This window comes from Streptomyces capillispiralis (assembly GCF_007829875.1).
Classification (GTDB): Bacteria; Actinomycetota; Actinomycetes; order Streptomycetales; family Streptomycetaceae; genus Streptomyces; species Streptomyces capillispiralis.
This window is the reverse complement of sequence record NZ_VIWV01000001.1, coordinates 756,740-779,606: the sequence shown is the minus strand read 5'-3', so window position 1 is coordinate 779,606 and position 22,867 is coordinate 756,740. Positions and strand designations below refer to the sequence as shown.

Annotated in this window: 22 protein-coding genes; 6 read left to right on the top strand and 16 right to left on the bottom strand. The window is 73.5% G+C overall.

From position 1 onward, the window contains the following. Window positions 1-40 precede the first annotated feature (40 nt). The 3 genes from FHX78_RS02985 to aztA all read right to left on the bottom strand — a co-directional run bounded on the left by FHX78_RS02985 (window position 41) and on the right by aztA (window position 2,451). Window positions 41-1,210: a GTP-binding protein gene (locus FHX78_RS02985; protein ID WP_145865907.1), complete on the bottom strand. Its 1,170-nt coding sequence runs from the start codon at window positions 1,208-1,210 to the stop codon at window positions 41-43. Between the two features lie 5 nt (window positions 1,211-1,215). Then, window positions 1,216-1,386, bottom strand: coding sequence for a 50S ribosomal protein L32 (gene rpmF / locus FHX78_RS02980; RefSeq protein WP_145865906.1), 171 nt, complete (start codon window positions 1,384-1,386; stop codon window positions 1,216-1,218). Between the two features lie 321 nt (window positions 1,387-1,707). Next, window positions 1,708-2,451: a zinc ABC transporter ATP-binding protein AztA gene (aztA, locus tag FHX78_RS02975; RefSeq protein WP_145865905.1), complete on the bottom strand. Its 744-nt coding sequence runs from the start codon at window positions 2,449-2,451 to the stop codon at window positions 1,708-1,710. 15 nt (window positions 2,452-2,466) lie between these two features. On the opposite strand from aztA, the gene aztB reads away from it, so the two are divergent. The 4 genes from aztB to aztD are packed head-to-tail and all read left to right on the top strand — an operon-like array spanning window position 2,467 to window position 6,772. Then, window positions 2,467-3,324, top strand: coding sequence for a zinc ABC transporter permease AztB (gene aztB / locus FHX78_RS02970; RefSeq protein ID WP_145865904.1), 858 nt, complete (start codon window positions 2,467-2,469; stop codon window positions 3,322-3,324). 21 nt (window positions 3,325-3,345) lie between these two features. Then, window positions 3,346-4,587 (top strand): hypothetical protein, encoded by a 1,242-nt coding sequence (locus FHX78_RS02965; RefSeq protein WP_229923928.1) that lies wholly within the window; start codon window positions 3,346-3,348, stop codon window positions 4,585-4,587. Further along, window positions 4,584-5,543 carry a zinc ABC transporter substrate-binding protein AztC gene (gene aztC, locus FHX78_RS02960; RefSeq protein WP_145865903.1) on the top strand — a complete coding sequence of 320 codons (960 nt, stop codon included), beginning with the start codon at window positions 4,584-4,586 and terminating at the stop codon, window positions 5,541-5,543. The genes FHX78_RS02965 and aztC overlap by 4 nt, the downstream gene beginning before the upstream one ends. A 26-nt stretch (window positions 5,544-5,569) precedes the next feature. Beyond that, complete coding sequence (gene aztD, locus FHX78_RS02955) at window positions 5,570-6,772, top strand: zinc metallochaperone AztD (protein WP_145865902.1); 1,203 nt, start codon at window positions 5,570-5,572, stop codon at window positions 6,770-6,772. Between the two features lie 62 nt (window positions 6,773-6,834). Here aztD and FHX78_RS02950 read toward each other — a convergent pair whose 3' ends face one another. The 13 genes from FHX78_RS02950 to FHX78_RS02885 form a co-directional block, all read right to left on the bottom strand. Beyond that, window positions 6,835-7,746, bottom strand: coding sequence for an ABC transporter permease (locus FHX78_RS02950; RefSeq protein WP_145865901.1), 912 nt, complete (start codon window positions 7,744-7,746; stop codon window positions 6,835-6,837). After that, a complete protein-coding gene (locus FHX78_RS02945) occupies window positions 7,733-8,554 on the bottom strand; it encodes an ABC transporter ATP-binding protein (protein WP_145865900.1) in 822 nt (273 codons plus the stop codon). The genes FHX78_RS02950 and FHX78_RS02945 overlap by 14 nt, the downstream gene beginning before the upstream one ends. A 16-nt stretch (window positions 8,555-8,570) precedes the next feature. Continuing rightward, entirely contained in the window at window positions 8,571-9,677 is a 1,107-nt protein-coding gene (locus tag FHX78_RS02940) for an aliphatic sulfonate ABC transporter substrate-binding protein (protein WP_145865899.1), read from the bottom strand. A 419-nt stretch (window positions 9,678-10,096) separates the two neighbouring features. Further along, window positions 10,097-10,555, bottom strand: coding sequence for an RrF2 family transcriptional regulator (locus tag FHX78_RS02935; protein WP_145865898.1), 459 nt, complete (start codon window positions 10,553-10,555; stop codon window positions 10,097-10,099). Between the two features lie 119 nt (window positions 10,556-10,674). Further along, on the bottom strand, window positions 10,675-11,925 hold the full coding sequence (locus tag FHX78_RS02930) for an acyl-CoA dehydrogenase family protein (protein WP_145865897.1): 1,251 nt from the start codon (window positions 11,923-11,925) through the stop codon (window positions 10,675-10,677). 12 nt (window positions 11,926-11,937) lie between these two features. Beyond that, window positions 11,938-12,498 (bottom strand): winged helix-turn-helix domain-containing protein, encoded by a 561-nt coding sequence (locus tag FHX78_RS02925; protein ID WP_145865896.1) that lies wholly within the window; start codon window positions 12,496-12,498, stop codon window positions 11,938-11,940. A gap of 505 nt (window positions 12,499-13,003) precedes the next feature. Further along, complete coding sequence (rraA, locus tag FHX78_RS02920; RefSeq protein WP_145865895.1) at window positions 13,004-13,495, bottom strand: ribonuclease E activity regulator RraA; 492 nt, start codon at window positions 13,493-13,495, stop codon at window positions 13,004-13,006. Window positions 13,496-13,557: 62 nt separating this feature from the next. Then, complete coding sequence (otnC, locus tag FHX78_RS02915) at window positions 13,558-14,202, bottom strand: 3-oxo-tetronate 4-phosphate decarboxylase (RefSeq protein WP_145865894.1); 645 nt, start codon at window positions 14,200-14,202, stop codon at window positions 13,558-13,560. Further along, window positions 14,199-15,473 carry a 3-oxo-tetronate kinase gene (otnK, locus tag FHX78_RS02910; protein ID WP_145865893.1) on the bottom strand — a complete coding sequence of 425 codons (1,275 nt, stop codon included), beginning with the start codon at window positions 15,471-15,473 and terminating at the stop codon, window positions 14,199-14,201. Before otnK ends, otnC begins: the two co-directional genes overlap by 4 nt. A 134-nt stretch (window positions 15,474-15,607) precedes the next feature. Then, on the bottom strand, window positions 15,608-16,693 hold the full coding sequence (locus FHX78_RS02905; protein ID WP_167531663.1) for an isocitrate/isopropylmalate dehydrogenase family protein: 1,086 nt from the start codon (window positions 16,691-16,693) through the stop codon (window positions 15,608-15,610). A gap of 52 nt (window positions 16,694-16,745) precedes the next feature. After that, window positions 16,746-17,582 carry a sugar phosphate isomerase/epimerase family protein gene (locus FHX78_RS02900; RefSeq protein ID WP_145865891.1) on the bottom strand — a complete coding sequence of 279 codons (837 nt, stop codon included), beginning with the start codon at window positions 17,580-17,582 and terminating at the stop codon, window positions 16,746-16,748. Then, a complete protein-coding gene (locus FHX78_RS02895) occupies window positions 17,579-18,280 on the bottom strand; it encodes an aspartate/glutamate racemase family protein (protein WP_145865890.1) in 702 nt (233 codons plus the stop codon). The genes FHX78_RS02900 and FHX78_RS02895 overlap by 4 nt, the downstream gene beginning before the upstream one ends. A 784-nt stretch (window positions 18,281-19,064) precedes the next feature. Beyond that, window positions 19,065-19,778 (bottom strand): FadR/GntR family transcriptional regulator, encoded by a 714-nt coding sequence (locus tag FHX78_RS02885; protein ID WP_167531662.1) that lies wholly within the window; start codon window positions 19,776-19,778, stop codon window positions 19,065-19,067. A 371-nt stretch (window positions 19,779-20,149) separates the two neighbouring features. On the opposite strand from FHX78_RS02885, the gene FHX78_RS02880 reads away from it, so the two are divergent. Together FHX78_RS02880 and FHX78_RS02875 are read left to right on the top strand one after the other, a co-directional pair. Further along, window positions 20,150-21,445: a CitMHS family transporter gene (locus FHX78_RS02880; RefSeq protein ID WP_145865887.1), complete on the top strand. Its 1,296-nt coding sequence runs from the start codon at window positions 20,150-20,152 to the stop codon at window positions 21,443-21,445. A gap of 47 nt (window positions 21,446-21,492) precedes the next feature. Then, entirely contained in the window at window positions 21,493-22,863 is a 1,371-nt protein-coding gene (locus tag FHX78_RS02875; protein ID WP_145865886.1) for an NAD-dependent succinate-semialdehyde dehydrogenase, read from the top strand. Window positions 22,864-22,867: the final 4 nt, after the last annotated feature.

Below are 22,867 nucleotides of genomic sequence, written 5' to 3'. Positions count from 1 at the left end.
GTGCCTCCTGTCGCCCCGGGGACCGCCATGACGACACCGCTCAGGAGACCGTCGCCGGACCGCGGTGGTCGTGTTCGAGGTCGCAGACGTCACCGGTGTCCCAGGCGGGGAAGGGATCGTCGGCCGGGACCGGCTCGCCCTCGGCCATCAGACAGCGGGACAGCGCCTCGCGCAGGTCCGCCTCGCGCAGCCCGACCCCGATGAACACGATCTCCTGCGCGTGCGGCGCGTCGGCGTCCCGCACGCCGGACGGCTCGAACCGGCCGACGGAACCGGCCTGCGACCACAGGCCCGTCACGCCCGCCCGCCCGGCCAGGGTGAAGAACCCCTTGGAGCGCAGCACCCGTCCGTGCCGCCCGCTGTCCAGCTCCCCGGTGACGAAGTCCCACAGCCGTCCGGGATGGAAGGCGGCGGGGGAGCGGAACACCAGCGAGGAGATGCCGTACTCCTCGGTCTCCGGGACGTGGTCGCCGTTCAGCTCCCGCACCCAGCCCGGCGCCTGCTGCGCGCGCTCCAGGTCGAACCGTCCGGTCTCCAGGACGGCGCGGGCCTCCACCCGTCCCCGTACGGCGGGAATCAGACGGGCCGTCGGGTTGAGCCGGGTGAGCACCCCGCGCAGCCGGTCCGCGTCGGCCTCGCCGACCAGGTCCAGCTTGTTGAGCACCAGCACGTCGGCGAACTCGACCTGGTCGACCAGCAGGTCGCTGACGGTCCGCTCGTCGTCCTCGTAGGGCGCCAGACCGCGTTCGGCGAGGTCGTCGCCGGTGCCCAGCTCGGTGAGGAAGTTGGCGGCGTCGACGACGGTCACCATGGTGTCCAGGCGGGCCACGTCACCCAGGACGGCGCCGTCGTCGCGGGCGAAGGCGAACGTCGCGGCGACCGGCATGGGCTCGGAGATGCCGCTGGACTCGATGAGCAGGTAGTCGAACCGGCCCTCCAGGGCCAGGCGTTCGACCTCCTCCAGCAGATCGTCCCGCAGCGTGCAGCAGATGCAGCCGTTGGTCATCTCCACCAGGCGCTCCTCGGTGCGGGCGAGGGCGGCCTCGCCCCCGCGCACCAGGGCGGCGTCGATGTTGACCTCGCTCATGTCGTTGACGATCACCGCCACGCGCAGCCCCTCGCGGTTGGAGAGGACGTGGTTGAGCAGCGTGGTCTTGCCGGCGCCCAGGAAGCCCGACAGTACGGTGACGGGCAGCCGTCGGGAGGGCATCCGCGTCAGCCCTCGGGGCGCAGCAGGCCGCGCTGGTAGGCGCGCACGAGGTGCTGCGGGACGCGGTAGGTGACGCCGTCCACGGTGACGGGGACCAGGTTCGGCGTGCTCGCCTTCCACTGCGCGCGGCGGTGGCGGGTGTTGCTGCGGGACATCTTGCGCTTGGGTACGGCCATGGCGGCTTCCTTCCGGAAAGGGGGGAACGGTCGTAGCGGGGCGTGCGGCCGGTGAGGCCGGGGAGCCCGTACGGGAGCGCGGCGGAGGTGCCGCGCGGGTGCGGGCCTCGCGTCCGTCCGGCCAGCATAAGACAACGGTTTTCATTTGCGGTAGCCGGGAGGTCGCGGGGGCGTGGCGTGGTGCGCCGGTCGTGGCCGGATCCGGACCCCGGGCGGCCGTCCGGTCGTTTCCGGCGGGGCGGCCGGTCCGATTCCGGTGGGCCGTCCGGCCCGTTTGCGGGCGGTTGTCCGGCCCGTTTCCGGCGGGGCGTCCGGTCCGTCTCAGGCCGGCTGCCAGATCTGGGTGAGTGTCTCGGTGGTGATCACCCGCTCCGGGCGTCCCCGGGCGGCCAGTCGTCCCTCGCGGAGGAGGAGGCACGCGTCCGCCGTGCGTGCCGCGCCCAGGTCGTGGGTGGCCTGGACGACGGTCACCCCGTCGGCGACCAGCTCCGTCAGCAATGCCGCGATCTGCTCCCGCGCCTCGGGGTCGAGCCCGGTCGTCGGCTCGTCCAGGAGCAGCAGGTCCGACTCCTGGGTGAGCCCCTGGGCGATGAGCGCCCGCTGCCGCTGTCCGCCGGACAGTTCGCCCAGTTGGCGCGCGGCGAGGTGGCCGATGCCCAGCCGTTCGAGCGCCGTGTCCACCAGGGTGTGGTCCCGGCGGGTCAGTCGGCGCCACGGTCCGCGGTCGCCCCAGCGTCCCATCTCCACCGTCTGCCGGACCGTCAGCGGCAGTGCGTCCCCGACGGCGCCGCGCTGCGGGACGAACGCCGGGGACCGGTCACCGGCGTGGTGGACCTCGCCCGCTGTGGGGCGGATCACGCCGGCCAGCACTCCGAGCAGCGTGGACTTCCCGCTTCCGTTCGGGCCGACGAGTGCGGTGACCGCCAATGCCGGTATGTCGGCGTCCAGTTGATGCAGGACCGGGCGCCCTGGATAGCCGGCGGACAGACCGGTGAAACGGATGCGAGGCGTCCGTTCTTCCGCGGGGGCGGGGGAGGGGCGCGGTGTTTTGAACATGGTTTTCATTGTAGTGTGCTCGCCATGGAGTGGTTGACAGGCCCCTTCGAGGTGACCTTCGTGCAAAGGGCCTTGTGGGGCGGAATGTTGGTGTCGGCGATCTGTGCCCTGGCCGGCACCTGGGTGGTGCTCAGAGGCATGGCCTTCCTCGGTGACGCCATGTCCCACGGACTGCTGCCGGGCGTCGCGCTCGCCGCGCTGTTCGGCGGCAACCTGCTGGTGGGGGCGCTGCTGAGCGCGGCCGTCATGACCGCGGGCGTCACCGCCCTCGGCCGGACCCCGAGGCTGTCCCAGGACACCGGCATCGGCCTGCTGTTCGTGGGCATGCTGTCGCTGGGCGTGATCATCGTGTCGCGGTCGCAGTCCTTCGCGGTCGACCTCACCGGCTTCCTCTTCGGCGACGTCCTCGCCGTCCGGGAACAGGACCTGGTGCTGCTGGCCGTGGCGCTGCTGCTGGCCCTCGCCGTCTCGGTTCTCGGCCACCGCGCCTTCCTCGCCCTGGCGTTCGACCCGCGCAAGGCCCGCACCCTCGGCCTGCGCCCCCGCCTCGCCCACGCCGTCCTGCTCGGTCTGCTCGCCCTGGCCATCGTCGCCTCCTTCCACATCGTGGGCACGCTGCTGGTCCTGGGCCTGCTCATCGCACCGCCCGCCGCCGCACTGCCCTGGGCGCGCAGCGTGCGGGGCGTCATGGCCCTCGCGACCGTCCTGGGCGTCGCCGCGACCTTCGGCGGACTGCTGCTGTCCTGGCACCTGGGCACCGCCGCCGGCGCGACCGTCTCGGCCCTCGCCGTCGTCCTGTTCTTCCTCTCCCACCTGGCATCCGGACTGCGCCACCGCCGCCGTGCCCGCCCCGGCGGCGCCCCCGCCGCGGCCACCGACTGAACGAAATCCGAGGCGATCGTCTTGTCTGCCCGCATACCCGCCCGCCGGGCCACCGCCCGCACACCGGCCGCGCTGCTGGCCGCCGCCCTGCTCGTCACCGGCTGCTCCGCCCAGGACGACGACGCGTTCGCCCCGGCGGGCAGCCCCTCCGCCACCACCCCGCACGGATACGTCGAAGGCGCCAAGGAGAGCGCCGAGCAGCAGTCCCGGCTGCTGCTCAACGACCCGGGCACCGGGGACACCCGGGTCCTGGACCTGATCACCGGCACGACGCACAAGGTGTCCGGCACGAAGGACACCGCACGCCTCACCACGGACGGCCGGTTCGGCTTCCTCCACACCGCCGACGGCACCCGGGTCCTCGACGCCGGCTCCTGGATGGTGGACCACGGCGACCACGTGCACTACTACCGCGCGGCGATCCGCACCGTCGGCGATCTTCCGGCCGGCTCCGGCGCACAGGTCCGCAGCGACGCCGCCGTGACCGCGGTGACCGACGAGGACGGCCGGACCGCGCTCTACGACCGCACCGCACTGGAGAAGGGCCGGACCGGCTCCCCGACCACGCTGCCCGGAACGCACACGGCGGCCGTGGTCCCCTACGCGGAGCACCTGCTCGCCCTCACGGACGACGGCGAGGGAACCGCCGAACTCACGGTGTACGACCGCGACGGCAAGCGCGTCGCCACCCCCGGCGCCCGCTGCGAGGACCCGCGCGGCGACGCCGTCACCCGGCGCGGAGTCGTCCTCGGCTGCGCCGACGGCGCCCTGCTCGTCCGCGAGGACGACGGCGAGTTCACCGCCGAACGCATCCCCTACGACGACGACGTCCCCGCGAAGGAACGCGCCACCGCCTTCCACCACCGCGCCGGCAGCGACACCCTCACCGCACCCGCCGGCGACCGGGCCGTCTGGGTCCTGGACGTCACCGACCGGACCTGGACGCGCGTGCCCACCGGGCCCGTCGTCGCCGCCAACACCGCCGGCGAGGGCTCCCCGCTGCTCGTCCTGCAAGCCGACGGATCCCTGCACGGCTACGACATCGCCACCGGCAAGCACCTGACCCGCACCGAGCGGCTGCTGGAGGACGCCACCGCGCGGGGCGGGACCGGCCCGGTCATCGAGGTCGACCGCAGCCGCGCCTACCTCAACGACCCCGAGGGCCGACGCGTGTACGAGATCGACTACAACGACAACCTGCGCATCGCCCGCACCTTCGACCTGGACATCGAGCCGGCCCTGATGGTGGAGACCGGACGATGACGACACCGAAGCGCACCACGCCGCGCCTGCGCCGCCTGCTCGTCACCCTCGTCGCCTTCGCCTCCCTCACCACCGCCACCGCCTGCGCGAGCGGCGAGGAGCAGGCCCGCGTGGTCGTGACGACCAACATCCTCGGCGACATCACCCGCGAGATCGTCGGCGACCAGGCCGACATCACCGTCCTGATGAAGCCCAACGCCGACCCGCACTCCTTCGGCCTGTCGGCCGTGCAGGCCGCCGAACTCGAACAGGCCGACCTCGTCGTCTACAACGGGCTCGGCCTGGAGGAGAACGTGCTGCGCCACGTCGACGCCGCCCGGGAGTCCGGCGTCGCCACCTTCGGGGCCGGCGAGGCGGTGGACCCCCTCACCTTCCAGGCGCACGACGACGGCGGCCCCGAGGACGGGGCCGGACAGCCCGACCCGCACTTCTGGACCGACCCCGACCGGGTGCGCAAGGCCGCCGGCCTGATCGCCGACCAGGTCGTCGAACACGTCGACGGCGTCGACGAGAAGACCGTCCGCGCCAACGCCGACCGCTACGACCGCCGACTCGCCGACCTCACCACGTGGATGGAGGACACCTTCGGCACCGTCCCCGAGGAACGGCGCGCCCTGGTCACCAACCACCACGTCTTCGGCTACCTCGCCGACCGCTTCGGCTTCCGCGTGATCGGCGCGGTCATCCCCAGCGGCACGACCCTCGCCTCGCCCAGCTCCTCCGATCTGCGCTCGCTCACCGAGGCCATGCGGGAGGCCGGTGTGCGCACCGTCTTCGCCGACTCCTCCCAGCCCAAGCGGCTGGCCGAGGTCCTGCGCAAGGAACTGGGCGGCCAGGTGCGGGTCGTCGAGCTCTACTCCGAGTCCCTGACCGAGCCGGGCAAGGGTGCCGCCACCTACCTGCAGATGATGCGCGCCAACACCACGGCCATGACCGACGGCCTCACCGGCGCCTGAAACCCCGACCACGAAAGAGGAACACCATGAACAAGCCGACCCGCACCAGAGCCCTCACCGGCACCGCCCTCGCCCTGGCCGTCGCCACCGTCCTGACCGCCTGCGGCGGCGGGGACGACTCCCCGGCCGACACCGCGGCACCGGAGAAGTCGCCGGCGGCCAAGGCCGTGCCGGTGAAGGACCCGCTGGTCGCCACCTTCGACGGCGGCCTGTACGTCCTGGACGGCGAGAGCCTGAAGGTCGCCAAGACCATCGAACTGCCCGGCTTCAACCGCGTGAACCCCGCCGGCGACGCCTCCCACGTCATCGTCTCCACCGACGCCGGGTTCCGCGTACTCAACGCCGACGAGCAGTCCTTCACCGGCGTCGAGTACCCCGGCGCCAAGCCCGGCCACGTCGTCCGCCACGCCGGCAAGACCGTCCTGTTCACCGACGGCACCGGCGAGGTCAACGTCTTCGACCCCGACGACCTGGCCGGCGGCAAGAAGCCCCAGGGACGCACCTACGCCTCCGCCGAGGCCCACCACGGCGTCGCCATCGAACTGAGCAACGGCGAACTCCTCAGCACCCTGGGCACCGAGGAGAAGCGCACCGGCGCCCTCGTCCTCGACAAGGACAACAAGGAGATCGAACGCGCCGAGAACTGCCCCGGCGTCCACGGCGAGGCCGCCGCGAAGGGCGAGGCCGTCGCCGTCGGCTGCGAGGACGGCGTACTGATCTACAAGGACGGCGAGTTCACCAAGGTCGAGGCGCCCGACGACTACGGCCGCATCGGCAACCAGGCGGGCAGCGAGGAGTCCCCGGTCCTTCTCGGCGACTACAAGACCGACCCCGAGGCCGAACTGGAGCGGCCCACGCGCATCTCCCTCATCGACACCCGGACCGCGAAGCTGCGCCTGGTCGACCTGGGCACCAGCTACTCGTTCCGCTCGCTGGGCCGCGGCCCGCACGGTGAGGCGCTCGTCCTCGGCACCAACGGCGTCCTGCACGTCATCGACCCCGAGACGGGCAAGATCGAGAAGAAGATCTCCGTGGTCGGCGAGTGGCAGGAGCCCCTGGACTGGCAGCAGCCCCGGCCCACCCTGTTCGTCCGCGACCACACGGCGTACGTCTCCGAGCCGGGCAAGCGGGCGCTGCACGCCGTCGACATCGAGTCCGGTGAGAAGCTGAAGTCCGTGACCCTGCCGAAGAGCAGCAACGAGCTCTCGGGCGTCACCGCGGGCCACTGACGAACCGAACCCCCGGGTGCACCCGGCCGACATGGTGCGGCCGGGTGCACCCGGGGGTTCGCTCAGCGGGTGACCAGCAGGCCCCGGCCGCGCAGCACCCACCGCTCCAGCGGACTGAAGACCAGCAGGTCGACGGCGATGCCCACGAGCAGGATCAGGAAGATCGCCAGGAACACCTGGGACATGCTCGAGTTGTTCCGCCCGTTCTCCAGCAACTGCCCCAGCCCGATGCCCAGATCCGGCGAGGAGGCGATGATCTCGGCGGCCATCAGCGACCGCCAGGAGAACGCCCAGCCCTGCTTCAGCCCCGCCAGATAGCCGGGCAGCGCCGCCGGCATCACGATGTGCCGGGCCCCGCGCAGCCCCGTGGCGCCCAGCGTCCGGCCGGCCCGCAGGAACAGCGGCGGGATCTGGTCGATGCCCGCGACCAGGCCGTTCGCGATCGACGGCACCGCGCCGAGCAGGATCACGGCGTACATCATCGAGTCGTTCAGACCCAGCCAGATCACGGCGGGCGGCACCCACGCCACGGACGGCAGGGACTGCAGTCCGGACAGGATCGGCCCGAGGGCCGCCCGCACGAACGGGACCCGCGCGACCAGCAGGCCGAGCGGCGTGCCGATGACGAGCGCCAGCAGGAACCCGAGCAGGCCGCGGGAGACGCTGGTCCAGATGTAGTCGAAGAGCGTGCCCTGCAACCAGGCGGCGCGCATCTCGTCCGCCACCGCGGACGGCGCGGGCAGCTTGTAGTCGGGCGCGGCCCCCGCCCACACCAGCAGCTGCCAGACGGCCAGCACCAGCGCGACGGCGGTGACCGGCGGCAGCACCTTGCGGACCAGGGTCTCGCGCAGCGGCGTACGGACGGCCCGCACCGCGTCCAGCGCGTCGAGCCCGGCCTCCAGCCCCGCGAGATCCTCGGCGCCGTCCTTCTTGGTGTCGACGTCGACGCCGACGGCGTCGTCAGTGCCGGCCATGGCGGCGGATCTCCTCACGCAGTTCCTCGGTGATCTCGGCGGACAGTTCCGCCACCGCGCCGTCCTCGATGCGGCGCGGCTGCGGGATGCCGACCGTCCACTCCCGGGCGATCCGGCCCGGCCGGGACGACAGCAGCACCACGCGCTGGGCGAGCTTGACCGCCTCGCGCACGTTGTGCGTCACGAACAGCACCGACAGCCCCGTCTCCTGCCAGATGCGGGCCAGTTCGTCGTGCAGCACGTCGCGGGTGATCGCGTCGAGCGCGGCGAACGGCTCGTCCATCAGCAGCAGCCGGCTGTCCTGGGCCAGCGCCCGCGCCAGCGCGACGCGCTGCCGCATGCCGCCGGACAGTTCGTGCACCCGCTTGCCGTGCGCGCCCCGCAGCCGGACGAGGTCCAGCAGCCGTTCCGCCTCCTGCCGGCGTTCCGGCTTGGCGACCCCGCGCAGTCTCAGGGCGAGTTCGATGTTCCTGCCCGCGGTCAGCCACGGGAACAGGGCGTGCTCCTGGAACATCAGGGCGGGCCGGCCGTCCATGGCGACCGAGCCGGCCGACGGCCGGTCCAGGCCCGCCACCAGGTTGAGCAGTGTGGACTTGCCGCACCCGGAGGCCCCCAGGAGGGTGACGAACTCGCCGGGCGCGACATCGAGGGTGATGTCGTCCAGCACCAGTTGCCGTCCCCCGGGCGCACCTGGCGCGGGAAAGGACTTCGAGACGTGCTCGACACGGGCGGAGTACGTCACCGCCGTGGAGTCCTCGGTGGCCTGGGTGAGGGTCGTGGCCACGGTCGTCACCTCCTGGGAACTCATCGGGTCCGGTTCCTGGTCACTCGGCGCCGAGTCCGGCGTCGTCCACCGGCTTCCCGCCCTCGGACCTCAGGACCTCGTTGAGCGGCGCGAGGTCGTAGATGCCCTTCAGGTCGGGCTTCTCCAGCAGGCCCGCCCTGACCGCGTGGTCGGCCTGGCTGCCGAGGGTGGCGGCCAGCGGGTCGTCCAGGAAGGTGATGGACTTCCAGGCGGGGTCGAGGACTTCGGCGGGCAGCGCCTTGCCCGACAGTTCCTCGAGCGCCGCGTTCGCGGACTCCTTCGCCTTCTCCGGGTGGGCGTTGATCCACCGGTTGGTCCGCACCGATCCGCGCAGCACGGCCTCGACGACGTCCGGGTGTTCCTCGAGGAACGTCTGCGACACGATGATGTTCGTGATGACGAACTTGTCGTCGGGCCACAGCGCCGACTCGTCGAGCAGCACCTTCGCGCCCTCGGCGACCAGCTTGGACGCGGTCGGCTCCGGCACCCAGGCGCCGTCCACGGACCCGGACCTGTAGGCGTCCGGGGTGACCTTGTTGTCGGTGCGGACGACGGAGACGTCGCCCTTGCCGCTCTGGGCGTCGACCGTCCAGCCCTGGTCCGCAATCCAGTTGAGGAACGCGACGTCCTGGGTGTTGCCGAGCTGCGGCGTGGCGATCTTCTTGCCCTTGACGTCCTTCAGGGACCGGATCTTCTCCGGGTTCACGACGAGTTTCACCCCGCCGGAGGCGGAGCCGCCGATGATGCGCAGGTTCCTGCCGCCGGACTTGGTGTAGCCGTTGATGGCGGGGGAGGGGCCGATCCAGCCGATGTCGATGGAACCGGCGTTGAGCGCCTCGATCTCGGACGGCCCGGCGTTGAACGTGGAGGTCTTGACGGTGGTGCCGCCGAGTTCCTTCTGGAACAGGCCCTCCTCGACGCCCACCAGCGCGGTGGCGTGGGTGAGGTTGGGGAAGTAGCCGATCCTCACCTCGGCGGCGGAGAGCTTCTCGGCGCCCGCCGCGACCTCGGTCCGCCGGTCGTCGTCGGTGGCCTGGGAGCCGTATCCGCAGGCGGTCAGCAGGAGGGGGAGCGCCGCGAGGGCGGCGAGGGTGCGCGGGGCGGTGCGGGGTCGTGCGGCAGACACGGAGGTGTCCTCTCAGGGATGAACGGTCGGGAGGTACGCGGACGGGCCGTCCGGCCCGTGGGATCGCACCGGTGCCGAGCCGGCCGGCCGGCGGCCTCGGCCGTCGGTGGCGGGGCGGGGCAGGGCGGAGGCTTCCCGGGCCGGGGCAGGGCGGATCCCAGCGGCTCGCGGGGTGGTGCGGCGGCGAGTGCTCAGACGGCCCGACAGAGGGCGGTGGACGTACGGCCGTAGTCGATGTGGCGGCGCGAGGTCAGCGGGGGCAGCGGCCGGATCCCGTGGTCGAGCGTGCGCATGGCCGTGTCCCCCCCCGGATCCCTAGTTTTCCTACCTGGATGGTAGGGATCGTGTCAGAAGAAGACGCCCGCCCCAAGGGGGTGTTCAGATGCTGGACGAGGCCGTCTCGGCCTTCGGGATCGGGATCAGGGGTTCACCCAGGCGTCCGGTGCCTCGGTCAGCGCGGACACCCCGGCGGGCAGCCGGGCGGACGCGACGTCGGCGAGCGACACCCCGTCGAGGATCTCGCGCACATTCGACCGCAGCGCGATCCACAGCGGGAGCAGCGACTCGGCGGGCCCGCTGTAGGACAGCTCCGGCGGGCGGACGCCGCGCACCGAGACCAGCGGTCCGTCCACCACGCGGATGACGTCGGCGATGCTGATGGAGTCCGCGGGCCGGGCCAGCCGGTAGCCGCCGTTGCCGCCGCGCTGGCTGAGGACGAGACCGCCCCTGCGCATGTCGTTGAGGATGCTCTCCAGGAACTTGTGCGGGATGGCCTGGGCGTCGGCGATGGCCTCGGCCTTGAGTGGCTCGTCGTCCCGGGACGCGGCGAGTTGCAGCGCGGCACGTACCGCGTAGTCCGCCCTGGCTGAGATCCGCATGGGCCCATTATCCCGTAACCCGGTGGACGGCACCGCCGCGGGCGGCCGCCGGGGCCGTGTGCCGGGCCGGGCGCCCGGTGACCGCCCGGGCCGGGGCGGGGCGGGGCCCGGCTCCGGGGTCAGGCCGGTGAGGGGCCGAACGGGGGGTGCGCGCCGTTGAGGAAGTAGTCGCCGACATCACGGAGCCGGTGGGTGACGGGCTCGTACAGGGTGTGGGTGCGGGCGTTGCGCCAGAAGCGGTCGAGGCCCAGCGGCACGGAGGCGGAGCGGGGGCCGACGATGTCGAGGGCGCGGGTGGTGGACTCCTGCGCCGCCCTGGAGGCGGCGGTCTCCGCGAGGGCGACGAGGACGGAGATCTCCGCGTGCTCGTCGTGGGTGAGGGCCTCGCCGCGCCCCAGCCCGTCGCGCAGGGCCTCCAGCGCCTGGCCGGTGAGTGCGGACGCGGAACGGGTGAGGAGGGTGAGTTCGCCGTAGGAGGCCAGGACCTGCGGGTCGTGGGGTGAGCCGGCCGGCCAGGCGGGGGGCCGGGGCGCGTGGCCCGCCCTGCTGTACTCCCGGGCCTCGGAGAGCACGCCCTCGGCCATGCCGAGCAGGAGGTGCGCGGAGACGAGCCGGCCGACCGGGGACGCCAGGGCGGCGGCGGGCGACTGCGCGTCCTCGTCCGACGGCAGGGTGCCCAGCACCTCGTCGTCGGCGACCGTCACCGCGTCGAACTCCACGCTGCCGCCCGCCGCGAGCCGCTGGCCGAAGGTGCCGGGGCCGTCGCCGGTCCGCACCCCGGAACGGGCCGGGTCCACGACGACGGCGACCGCCTCGCCGGTACCGGCCCGCACCGCCCGTACGGCGAGACGGTCGGCGACGAGCACTCCGGTGGCGTACCCCTGCCGTCCGGTGAGGACCTGCCCGCCGGCCGTCCCGGTGAGCGTCGGCAGCGGTTCCCGGCCGGTGAGATCCCCGCCCCAGCACCACTGCCCGGCCGTGGACCGCCGCACCATGGGCGCGGCGAGCGCCGGTTCGGCGAGCGACCCGGCGCTCCACGACAGGAAGTAGTGGCCACCCAGCAGTTGGCCGATCGCGCCGTCGGCGGCGCCGATCTCGCGCACCACGGCGTAGGCCGTCGGCCAGTCCGCGCCGCCGCCCCCGGCACCGGCCGGTGCCAGGAGCGTCAGCAGTCCCGCCTCGCGCAGCCGGGCCACCTCGTCGAAGGGGACCTTGCCCGCCTGCTCCCGGGCCACCGCGTCCGTGGCCAGGTCGTCCGCCACGTCGCGGGCCACGCGCAGCCAGTGCGCGCGCCCGGGCCCGTACGGTGCGCACGGCGGGGCGGGAGCGGACGGCGCGACGGGAGCGGACGGCGCGGTGGCAACGCCCATGGCGGGGTCTCCTCAAGGTCGGTGGCAGGCCGCGGCTTCGGGCACGTACTTGTAACCGACCCGCCGCACGGTGACGATCCGCTGCCGGTGGGCCCGGCCCAGCTTGCGGCGCAGACGGGCGATGTGGACGTCGACGGTGCGCCCGTCGCCGATGTGGTCGTAGCCCCAGACGGCGGTCACCAGCCGGTCGCGCGAGTGCACCTGGTGCGGATGGCGGACGAGGTGCGCGAGCAGCTCGAACTCCAGGTAGGTGAGGTCGAGTTCCCGTCCGGCCACCTCGGCGACGTGACGTACGGGATCGATGCGTACGACGTCGTCCCCCGCGGGCCGGCCGGCAGCGGGTGCGGCAGCCGGTGCGGCGGTCGCGGGCGGGACCGGCCTGATCCGGGGCCGGGGGCGGTCCTTGGCGAAGAGCTCCCCGAGGTCGGTGCCCTCGGGGACGAGCAGCAGATAGCCGACGAGCGGCGCGGAGGCGGCGTCGCCCGGCGCCCCCTCGCCCACCAGACGGAGGTGGCGGGCATCGGCGGACGGCGGATCGAGCGGGGCGGGCTGGGCAGGAAGTGCCGTGGTCATGAGTATGTCCCTCAGGAAGTGTGCCGGGCCGTCAGGAGCCGTGCGTGCGGGCGCGTCCGGCGACCGGGAGGTGCGGGGGCGGGGCGGAGGTGTGGACCGCGTGCCTCAGGCGTGACAGCAGGCGGCGCTGACGACGTGACCGAAGTCGACATGCCGACGGCGAACGAGTCGCTGCTGTGTGCGGGACATGCACATCATCCTGCGCACCCCGCCACGCCCCGTCAAGGCTTTCCTAGTAATTCGATAGGAAACATGGGGAAGGGTGGGCCGGGGCAGCGCCCGGCGTCACCCCTCGGGGTGCGCCGCGGCGTCTGCCCGTACGCGAAGTCCACCCCCGTGCCCGGTCGTAGGGCGGCGGCAGGGGTTCCGGCGGGGCGAGGGCCCGGTCGAAGTGCGCGCGGGCAGGACGGGCCGGGGCCGCCATGACCTCGAAGTGGTGCGGCTCCGGGCGCCCGCCGCGACCCCGTCGGCGGCGAACGCGCCCGGACTCTCCGTGCCGGTGGGGTCAACTGGGGGTGGGCAGGAGGGCGATGCCGTCGTCGTCGGCGTGGAGGATGTCGCCGGGGTGGAAGGTGATGCCGCCGAAGGTGACGGGGGCGTCGACGGAGCCCGTGCCGGTCTTGGCGCTCTTGCGCGGGATGGTGCCCAGCGCCTTCACGCCGAGCCGGAGATCCGCGAGGGCGGCGCTGTCGCGGACGGCGCCGTGGAGGACGAGGCCGGCCCAGCCGTTGTCCTGGGCGGCGCCCGCGATGAGGTCGCCGACCAGGGCGGTGCGCAGGGAGCCGCCGCCGTCGACGACGAGGACGGCGCCGTCGCCCGGGGTGCGCAGCAGGTCACGGAGCAGGCCGTTGTCCTCGTGGCAGGACACCGTGCGCACCCGGCCGGCGAAACCGCGGTGGCCGCCGAACTGACGGAACTGCACGTCGCAGACGCGCAGTTCGGTGCCGTAGCGGTCGACGAGGTCGGCGGTGGGGACCGGGGTGACGGTCTCGGGCATGGTGGGTTCCTTCGCTGTGGGTTCCTTCGTCGGGGGCTGCCGCGCCGGCCCTGGTCCGGCCGTCAGGGGGATGCGGGCGCGAGCGCGGCAGCCTGTTCGGGGGTGAGGGGACGTGTGGCGTGTCCCCGCAGGAGGAGGTGCAGCCTGGCGGTCTCCTCCAGTTCCTCGATCGCGTCGGCGGCCTGCTCCAGGGAGGCGCCGGCGACGACGGGACCGTGGTTGGCGAGGAGGACGGCGTGGTGGGAGCGGGCCGTCCGCTCGGCGAGCGGCTCCAACGCGTCGTCGCCGGGGGCGTGGTAGGGCAGCAGGGGCAGGGTGCCGACGCGCATCGCGTAGTAGGCGGTGAGCGGCGGAAGAGCGTTGGCGGGGTCGAGTCCGTCGAGGCAGGAGACGGCGGCGGCGTGGGTGGAGTGCAGATGGACGACCGCCTGGGCGCCGGGCCGGGACCGGTAGAAGGCGGCGTGCAGGAACGCCTCCTTGGTGGGACGCGGGCCGTCCAGGTGGCGGCCGTCCGGGCCGGTGCGGGACAGCTCGGCCTCCTCGACCGTGCCCAGGCTGGACCCGGTCGGGGTGAGGAGCAGACTGCCGTCGGCCAGACGGACGGACAGGTTGCCGGTGGAGCCGTGGGTGAGGCCGCGGCCGAACAGGGAGCGGGCGGTGCGCACGATCAGGGTGCGGGCGGCCGACTCGTCGGTGTAGGAGGTCACTTGGCTTCCTCGGTGTCGGTGCGCAGGGCCCGGGTGAACAGGTCGGGGGCGCCGAAGTTCCCGGACTTCAGCATCAGGGCCAGCTCGCCGTGTCCGGTGGTGGCGTACGTCCAGGGCACGCCGGGGTCGGCCTCCTCGCCGACCAGGACGGCGCGGATCCCGAGCGCGGTGGTGACGGCGCCGGAGGTCTCCCCGCCCGCGACGAGCAGTCTGCGCACGCCGCGTCCCACCAGGTGGGAGGCGAGGGCGCCGAGCAGTTCCTCCACCCGGGCGGCGGCTTCCGCGACCCCCAACTGTGCCTGGACGGCGGCCAGTTCCTCCGGTGAGGCGGAGGCGTAGACGAGGACGGGGAGGGCGGGGTCCTGTTCGTCGTACCAGGCCAGCGCCTCGCCGGTGACGTCCCGGCCGGCGGTGGCCGCGAGGACGTCGAGGTGGAGGCAGGGCAGGCCCGCGGCGTAGAACTGGGCGATCTGCTCCAGGGTGCGGGCCGAGCAGCTGCCGGCCAGGACGGCGGCGCGGCCCGCGCGCGGCCACGGCTCGGCGGCGGCCGGTCCGGTGGCGGGGTAGGCGTGCCCGAGCCCTTCGGCCAGGCCCGCGGCACCGGCAACGACCGGCAGTTCGAGGGCGGCGGCGCCGAGCACGGCGAGGTCCTCGTCGGTGAGCGCGTCGGCGACGACGTGCCGGACACCGTCCTGCTGGTGCGCGGTCACGGCGTCGCGCACGGCCTCGACCCCACGGCGCACGGTGGTCCAGTCGACCAGGCCCACCCGGTGACGGGTCTGCGCGGACAGCAGGCGCACCAGGGACGGGTCCGTCATGGGGGTGAGGGGGTGGTGGCGCAGTGGGGAGTCGGACAGCAGCTGGTCGTGGACGAACAGGTGACCTTGGTAGACGGTGCGGCCGTTGGGTGGGGAGGCCGGGCAGTGCAGGGTGACCGTGGCGCCCGCGGCGTCCATGAGGGCGTCGGTGACCGGCCCGATGTTGCCCCGCGGGGTGGAGTCGAAGGTGGAGCAGTACTTGAAGTAGACCTGTGCCGCGCCCTTCGCCCACAGCCAGCGCTGGGCGGCGAGGGAGTCGGCGACGGCCTCCTCGGCGGGCGTGGACCGGGACTTGAGGGCGACCACGGCGGCATCGCAGTCGGCCGGGAGCGCGGTGGTGTCGTCGGGGGTGCCGAAGACCAGGGCGGTGCGCAGACCGGCCCGCCGGAAGGCGGCGGCGACATCGGTGCCGCCGGTGAAGTCGTCGGCTGTGCAGCCGATGCGCAGGGTCATGGTCGGGGTCTCTCCTCGGGCTGTGCGTGGTGCGGCTCATCGGATCCGGGGCGGGCGGCCATCGGGGGATCCCTCCTGCTCGGGTGGAGCCGGGAGCGCGGAGGGGCCGCCCGCCCCGGACGACCGGGGGAGTGCTACCGGCCGGAGCCGGTGCCGATGGCCTCGATGACGGCGGCGGTGAACTCGGTGGTGGTGGCGGAGCCGCCGAGGTCGCGGGTGGAGGTGCCGGAGGCGATCGCGTCCGCCACGCCCTTCTCGATGACCTTCGCGACCGTGGCCAGGGCGTCGTCGCCGTGCTGGGCGGCCAGCCACTCGAAGAGCATCGCGCCCGAGAGGATCATGGCGACCGGGTTGGCGATGTTCCGTCCCGCGATGTCGGGGGCGGAGCCGTGCGAGGCCTGCGCCATGGCGGTGGTGGCGGAGGCGTTGATGGACGGGGCGGTGCCCAGCGAGCCGGAGATCTCGCCGGCCAGGTCGGAGAGGATGTCGCCGAACATGTTCTCGGTGACGATGACGTCGAAGTCCTGGGCGCGGCGCACCAGATGCACGGTCATGGCGTCGATGTGGAAGTCGTCCACCGTCACGTCCGGGTAGTCGGCGGCGACTTCCTGGCAGACGGTGCGGAACAGGCCGGTGGTCAGCTTGAGGACGTTGGCCTTGTGGACGATGGTCAGCTTCTTGCGGCGCGAGCGGGCCAGGTCGAAGGCGACGCGGGCGACGCGCTCGGTGGCCTCCCGGGTGATGATGCCCAGCATGATCGCGGTGTCCGGGGTGGGCATGAACTCGCCGGTGCCGGCGAAGGTGTTGCGGTCGGCGTAGAAGCCCTCGGTGTTCTCACGGACGATGACCAGGTCGGCGTCGTCGCAGACGGCCTTCGCGCCGGGGAAGCTCTTGGCGGGGCGGATGTTGGCGAAGAGCCGGAAGTGCTTGCGCAGGGTGCCCGAGGGGTTGAGGGCGGACTTGTGCGGCTCGGGGTAGCTGACGGAGTCGTGCGGGCCGAGGTACCAGCCGTCCAGGCCGGCCAGGGCTTCCTTGGTCTCCTCGGGGACCGGGGTGCCGTGGGTCTCGATCGCGGTGGCGCACAGCGGCAGGGTCACCCAGTCGACGGAGACGCCGGCCGTCCGGGCGGCGGCGGTGGCGATCTCGACGGCGGACGGGACGATCTCGGGGCCGATGCCGTCGCCCTCGAGGACGCCGCGGCGGTAGGTGGTGGAGCTCATGGTGCGGGTTCCTCTCAGAACAGGGGTGGGGAGTCGGGGGGAGGGGGACGGGTCAGGTCGGGCCGGCCGCCGCGGTGGTGAGCGCGGCGCGGGAGCGGGCGGCGGCCGCGCGGCTGTCGCCGTCCTGGGTGTGTTCCAGGGTCAGCCAGCCGGTGAAGCCGCCCGAGCGCAACGCCGTGAGCAGCGCGGGGAGCCGCTGGTCGCCCGTGGCCAGCGGGCCCCTGGTGCCGGGTGCGGCGAGTTGCAGGCAGCCGGTGACACGGGCGTGGTCCGCGACGGCCCGTACGGCGTCGACACCCTCGGCGTCCAGGTGGTGGGTGTCCAGCACCAGCCCGGCCGGAGCGTCGAGCGAGCCGACGACGGCGAGGGCTTCCTCCGGGGTGTGCCACAGCGAGGTGTTGGCGCGCGACTGCGGTTCCAGCAGCAGGCGGCTGCCGTGGTCGGCCGCCTCCTCGGCCAGCTGCCGCACGGAACGCTCGGCCCACGCGCGCTGGACGTCCTCCAGTCCCGGCAGGAAGGTGCCGCGGGTCTGCCCGAGGGTGACCGGCACGCCGAGTGCGCCGGCCAGCCGGGCCGCGCCCGACAGCCGGGACAGGGCGTGCCGGCGCACGTCCGGCGACGGGTCGGTCAGCGTCAGGCGGTCCTGCGCGGCGACCGGCCCGGTGCCGATGCCCAGGACCTGCAGACCGGCCGCCTCGACGGTGCGGGCCAGCGCCTCGGCGGCGTGCGCGCCGCTCTCCCGCACCTGCACCTCCACGCCGTGGTAGCCCAGCTCGGCCAGGTGGCGGACGGCTTCGGCGAGCGGCGCGGCGTAGCCGAGCGGCACGGGTGCGGCGCAGTCGTCGCCGGAGACGGTGTAGGCGAGCGGCCAGGGCAGCGCGGCGGTCACGGGGCGACTGCCGCGGTGCGTCCCCCGGGGGAGGTGAGCAGGCCGCGCAGTTCCCGGGCGGCGGCGCCGGCCCCGTCCAGCACCGGCACCCCCGCCAGGGCGGCGAGGGCGTCGCCCGCCGGGGTGAGCGAGTACTGCGCGAGCAGCACCGCGTCCACGTCGGTGCCGCCGGCGGCGCGCAGGGCGTCGGCCAGGTGGCGGGCGGCCGCGTCGGGGTCGTCGGCCGTGGCCGCCTCCTCGCTGAGGGCGGTCACGATGTCCAGCGGACGGTCCGGGCGGACCTGCGGGACGAGCGCCTCCAGCTGGGCGACGGCGGCCGGGACGGCGGGCGCGGTGGAGGCGACGACGGCGATGCGCCGGTACGGGCCGGCCAGGGCGGCCTGGAACATCGCCTCGTCGGACTTCAGGACGGGCACGTTCCACAGCACGCGGGCGGTGTCCACGACCTCCCCGTAGGAGGAGCAGGTCAGCAGCAGGGCCCGGGCACCGCCGTCCAGTACGTGCCCGATCAGACGGAGCATGCGCCGGCGCAGCGCGTCGGTGAGACCGCCGGCCGCGCGGGCGTCGTCCAGCAGGCGGTCGTCCAGCACGTTCCAGACCGTGGCCTGCGGGAACTCCCGCGCGAACGCCGCCTCGGCGGTGCGCTGCGCGGCGGGCACGGCGTGGATCATGGCGACCAGGGGATGGGGTTCGATCACCGGGTTTCTTCCTCTTCCGGTAGGAGGGGACCGGCAAGGGTCCCGACCGCGGGTCCGCTCCGGTCGGCGTGCGAACGCTCGATGACAGCAGGGAACGGGCCCGGGATGGGGGACGGCAGCGTTTCGTCGCGTTGCCGCGCCGCCACTGTAGGCCCGACCGGTCAACCGGTCAACCGGTTGTGCTGGTGAGGACGCGCTGGGGGCCGCGGGGGCGGCGTGCTGGGCGCCGTAGGTGGCGGTCCGCCGGGCACTTCAGGGGCGGCCTGCTGGGCACCCTAGGTGGCCATGGACCCCGGTGGGTGGCCCGGCGGCTTCCGTAGGCGGCCATCGGCCCGCGTCGGCGGCCCGGGGGTCCGGCGGCTTCCATGGGCGGTCACCGCCCGCCGGTGACTCCCGTAGGGGCCGGGTGACTTCCGCAAGGGGGCCGCCGGTCGTCGCAGGCGGCCCGCCTTACGGCGCCCTGCCGCGTCCGGGCTTTGTCCGGCCCGTGGTGTCCTGCCGTGCCTCGCTTTCGGCCTCCCTCGGCGACGACGCCCCGCCGCGCCTCGGCGACGGCCAACCCCGGCGGCCCTGCCGAGCCCCGGGCCCCCGATGTCCTGCCGTGCCCGGCGCCCTACTGCGCCTCGAACGCCCCCCGGCGCTCCGCCGCATCCCGGCGCCTCACCGCGCCTCGGCCGCCCCCGCCACCCCAGGCGCCACCCCGCCGCCCCCGGCGCCAGCCGCCCCCGGCCCCTAGGCGCCAGCCGCCCACAGCCCCCAGGGGCCGACCGCAGCCGCCCCCCGTCTACGCCTCCCGCTGTTCCAGGGCCTGCATCAGGCGGCGGGACGCGCCCTCCATGTGGCGGGCCATCGCCGCCCGGGCGGCCTCGGGGTCACCGGCGGCGACCGCCTCGTAGACCGGGACGTGGTCGTCGTAGGCCACCTCGCGGGAGCGGACGGTGCCGGTGCGCTCCACCCAGCCGCGCTGGATCATCGCCCGCATGCCCTTGAGCATGTCCCGCAGCACCGTGTTGCCGGCCAGTTCGCCGAGGGCCGCGTGGAAGGCGGTGTCCGCCTCGGGGAACTCCTCGTCCGGGCACTCCCGCATCGCCGTCAGCCGGGCCCGCAGCAGCTCGACGCCCGCCTCGTCACGCGCCTGCGCGGCCAGGCCGGCGACGATCACCTCCAGCTCCGCCCGGGCCTGCACCATGTCCCGGGCGCCCTGCTCGCCCAGCACCAGCCCCAGTTCGAACAGGCGGTAGAGCACGTCGGAGTCCGCGCCGCGGAAGTACGTCCCGCTGGACTGGCGGATCTCCAGCAGGCCGAGGAAGCCGAGCGACTTGATCGCCTCGCGCACGGTCGGCCGGTTCACCCCCAGCATCTCGGTCAGCCGCCGCTCCGACGGGATGCGCTCGCCGGGCTGGACCTCGCCGGACATCAGGTAGTCGATCAGGCGGCGGGAGACCTCCGAGGCCAGCGGCTCGCGCGGCTCGACGGTGATTCTGGCGAGTTCGGCCATCGAATTCCTCACTTCGGTATTGACGCGATGGCTGGATTCTAGTTACCTACCGGCAATCCGGTAAACCGGTTGTCCGGTCCTGTGGTGGGTGGAGCCGCCCCCTCCCGGAGCAGCCGTCCCGGAGGACCGAGCCACCTCCCCGCCATGTCAGGCGCACTCCTGACCGCCCCCACCGGGCCGCCGCCCGCCGCGACCGTGCGCCCGCCGAACCGCCGTACAGGAGCCGCACGCACCATGACCCATCCCACGCACGAGCCGGGGACGGCCACGCGTGCGCTGCCGGTCACCCCCCGAACCGACAGGCACTGATCCCCACGCGTCCCGCGCCGCCGTCCGACCGGCGGCCGACAGCCCTGCCCCAAGGAGCAACGATGCTCGCCGTCCTCGGCTTCGCCACCCTGGGCAGCTTCATGCTGCTCGTGATGCGGAAGCACCTCTCCGCGTTCACCGCCATCATGCTCACCCCGATCGCCGCCGCCCTCGTCGCGGGCAAGGGCGCGAAGCTCGGCGACATGATCATGAACGGTCTGGACACCGTCGCGCCCACCGCGGCCCTGCTCCTCTTCGCCGTCCTCTACTTCGGCCTGATGATGGAGGTCAAGCTCTTCGAGCCGGTCTGCCAGGCCATCATCCGCCTGTCCAAGGGCGACCCGGTCAAGATCGTCGTAGGCACCGCCGTACTCGCCCTGCTCGTCGCCCTGGACGGCGACGGCACCACCAGCTACATGATCATCTGCTCCGCGTTCCTGCCCATCTACCGGCGCCTGGGCATGAACCCCCTCGTCCTCGCCACGCTCGCCACCATGGCGCTCGGCACCATCTCCGGCACCACCCCCTGGGGCGGCGCCGCCACCCGGGGCATCAGCGTCCTGCACCTGAGCGCCACCGAGTACTTCGTCCACATGATCGGCCCCATGGCCCTCACCAGCCTGGCCATCATCGCCGTCGCCTACTGGCTCGGCCTGCGCGAGCGCCGCACCATCGACCCGGAGAAGCTCGCCGCCTACAAGCTGGAGATCGCCTCCGGCGAGGCGTTCGAACCGGTCAAGGCCGACTGGCGCCTGTGGTTCAACGCCGCCCTGACCCTGCTGCTGATGGTGCTGCTCATCCTCGAAGTAGCCGACCTGCTGGTGCTCTTCATGGTCGCCTTCGTCATCGCGCTGCTCGTCAACATCCGCGCCATCGGCGACCAGCAGGACCTCATCAAGCGCCAGGCCGCCAACGCCGTCCCGGTGATGATCCTCGTCCTGGCCGCCGGCGTCTTTACCGGCATCATGACCGACTCCGGCATGATCAAGGCGATGGCGGACGCGGCCCTGGCGATCGTCCCGGAGTCCTGGGGCAGCACCATCCCGCTGTTCACCGCGGTCCTCGCCCTCCCGCTCGGCTTCTTCATGTCGAACGACGCCTACTGGTTCGGCGTCGTCCCCGTCCTCGCCGAGTCCGCCGCCCACTACGGCATCGACGCCAACCAGGTCGCGCGCGCCGGCGCCATCGGCCAGATCCTCCACAGCATGGGCCCGACCAGCGCACCCCTGTGGGTCCTGCTCGGACTGGTCAAGGCCGAACTCGGCGACTTCCAGAAGCTCGCCCTGCGCTGGGGCGTCCCCGTCTCCCTCGCCTACATCGTCTTCGCCGTCGTCACCGGCGCCATCAGCGTCACCTGAGCGGCGCCCCCGCACGGAAACCCCGAGCACACCGGAGAAACACCCTCATGATCCTTTCCACCGACCCGGCCACCGGCACCGAACTCGCCCGCTACAGCCCCCAGTCGCCGCAGGAGGTCGACGGCGTCCTCGACGCCGCGGCCGAGGCCCAGGCCGCCTGGCGCCGGCGTGACATCACCGAGCGCACGCCGCTGCTGCGGGAGATGGCGCGCGTCCTGCGCGAGGGCCGGGACACCTACGCGGCGCTGATCACCGCCGAGATGGGCAAGCCGATCACCGAGGCCCGTGCCGAGATCGACAAGTGCGCCCTGACCTGCGAGTACTACGCCGAACACGCTCCGGAGCAGCTCGCCGACCGGCCGGTCGCCTCCGACGCCGCCGAAAGCGCCGTCGTCTACGACCCGTTGGGCGTGGTCCTCGCGGTGATGCCGTGGAACTACCCGTTCTGGCAGTTCTTCCGCTTCGCCGCCCCCGCCCTGGCCGCCGGCAACGGCGCCCTGCTCAAGCACGCCAACAACGTGCCGCAGTGCGCCCTCGCCGTCGAGGAGGTCGTCCGCGCGGCGGGCGCCCCCGAGGGCCTGTGCCGGACCCTGTTGATCGAGGTGGACCAGGTGGCCGGCCTCATCGCCGACCCGCGCGTCGCCGCGGTCACCCTCACCGGGTCCACCGAGGTCGGCGCGATCGTCGCCGCCCAGGCCGCGGCCGTACTGAAGAAGCAGGTCCTCGAACTCGGCGGCTCCGACCCGTTCGTCGTCCTCGCCGACGCCGACGTCGAGGCGGCCGCCGCCACCGCGGTCAGGGCCCGGTACACCAACGCCGGACAGTCCTGCGTCAACGCCAAGCGGTTCATCGTCGAGGAGGCCGTGGCCGACCGGTTCGTGGCGGCGTTCACCGCCGCGGCGGCGGCCCTGAGGACCGGCGACCCGACCGACCCGGAGACCGCGATCGGCCCCATGGCCCGCGCGAACCTCCGCGACACGCTGCACGACCAGGTGCGGCGCAGCGTCGACGCCGGTGCCGTCCTCGCCCTCGGCGGCGAGGTGCCGGACGGCCCCGGCTGCCACTACCCGCCCACCGTCCTCGACCACGTCCGCCCCGGCATGGCCGCCTTCGACGAGGAGACCTTCGGACCCGTCGCCGCCATCACCCGCGTCGCCGACGCCGACGAGGCGATCGCCCTGGCCAACCGCACCGAGTACGGCCTCGGCGCCGCCCTGTGGACCGGCGACCTCGACCGGGCCCGCCGGCTCACCCGCGTCCTCGACGCCGGTGCCGTCTTCGTCAACGGCATGGTCGCCTCCGACCCGCGCCTGCCCTTCGGCGGCATCAAGAGGTCCGGCTACGGCCGGGAACTCGGCGCCGAGGGCATCCGCGAGTTCGTCAACACCAAGACCGTCTGGATCGGCCCGGCCGCCTGACCAC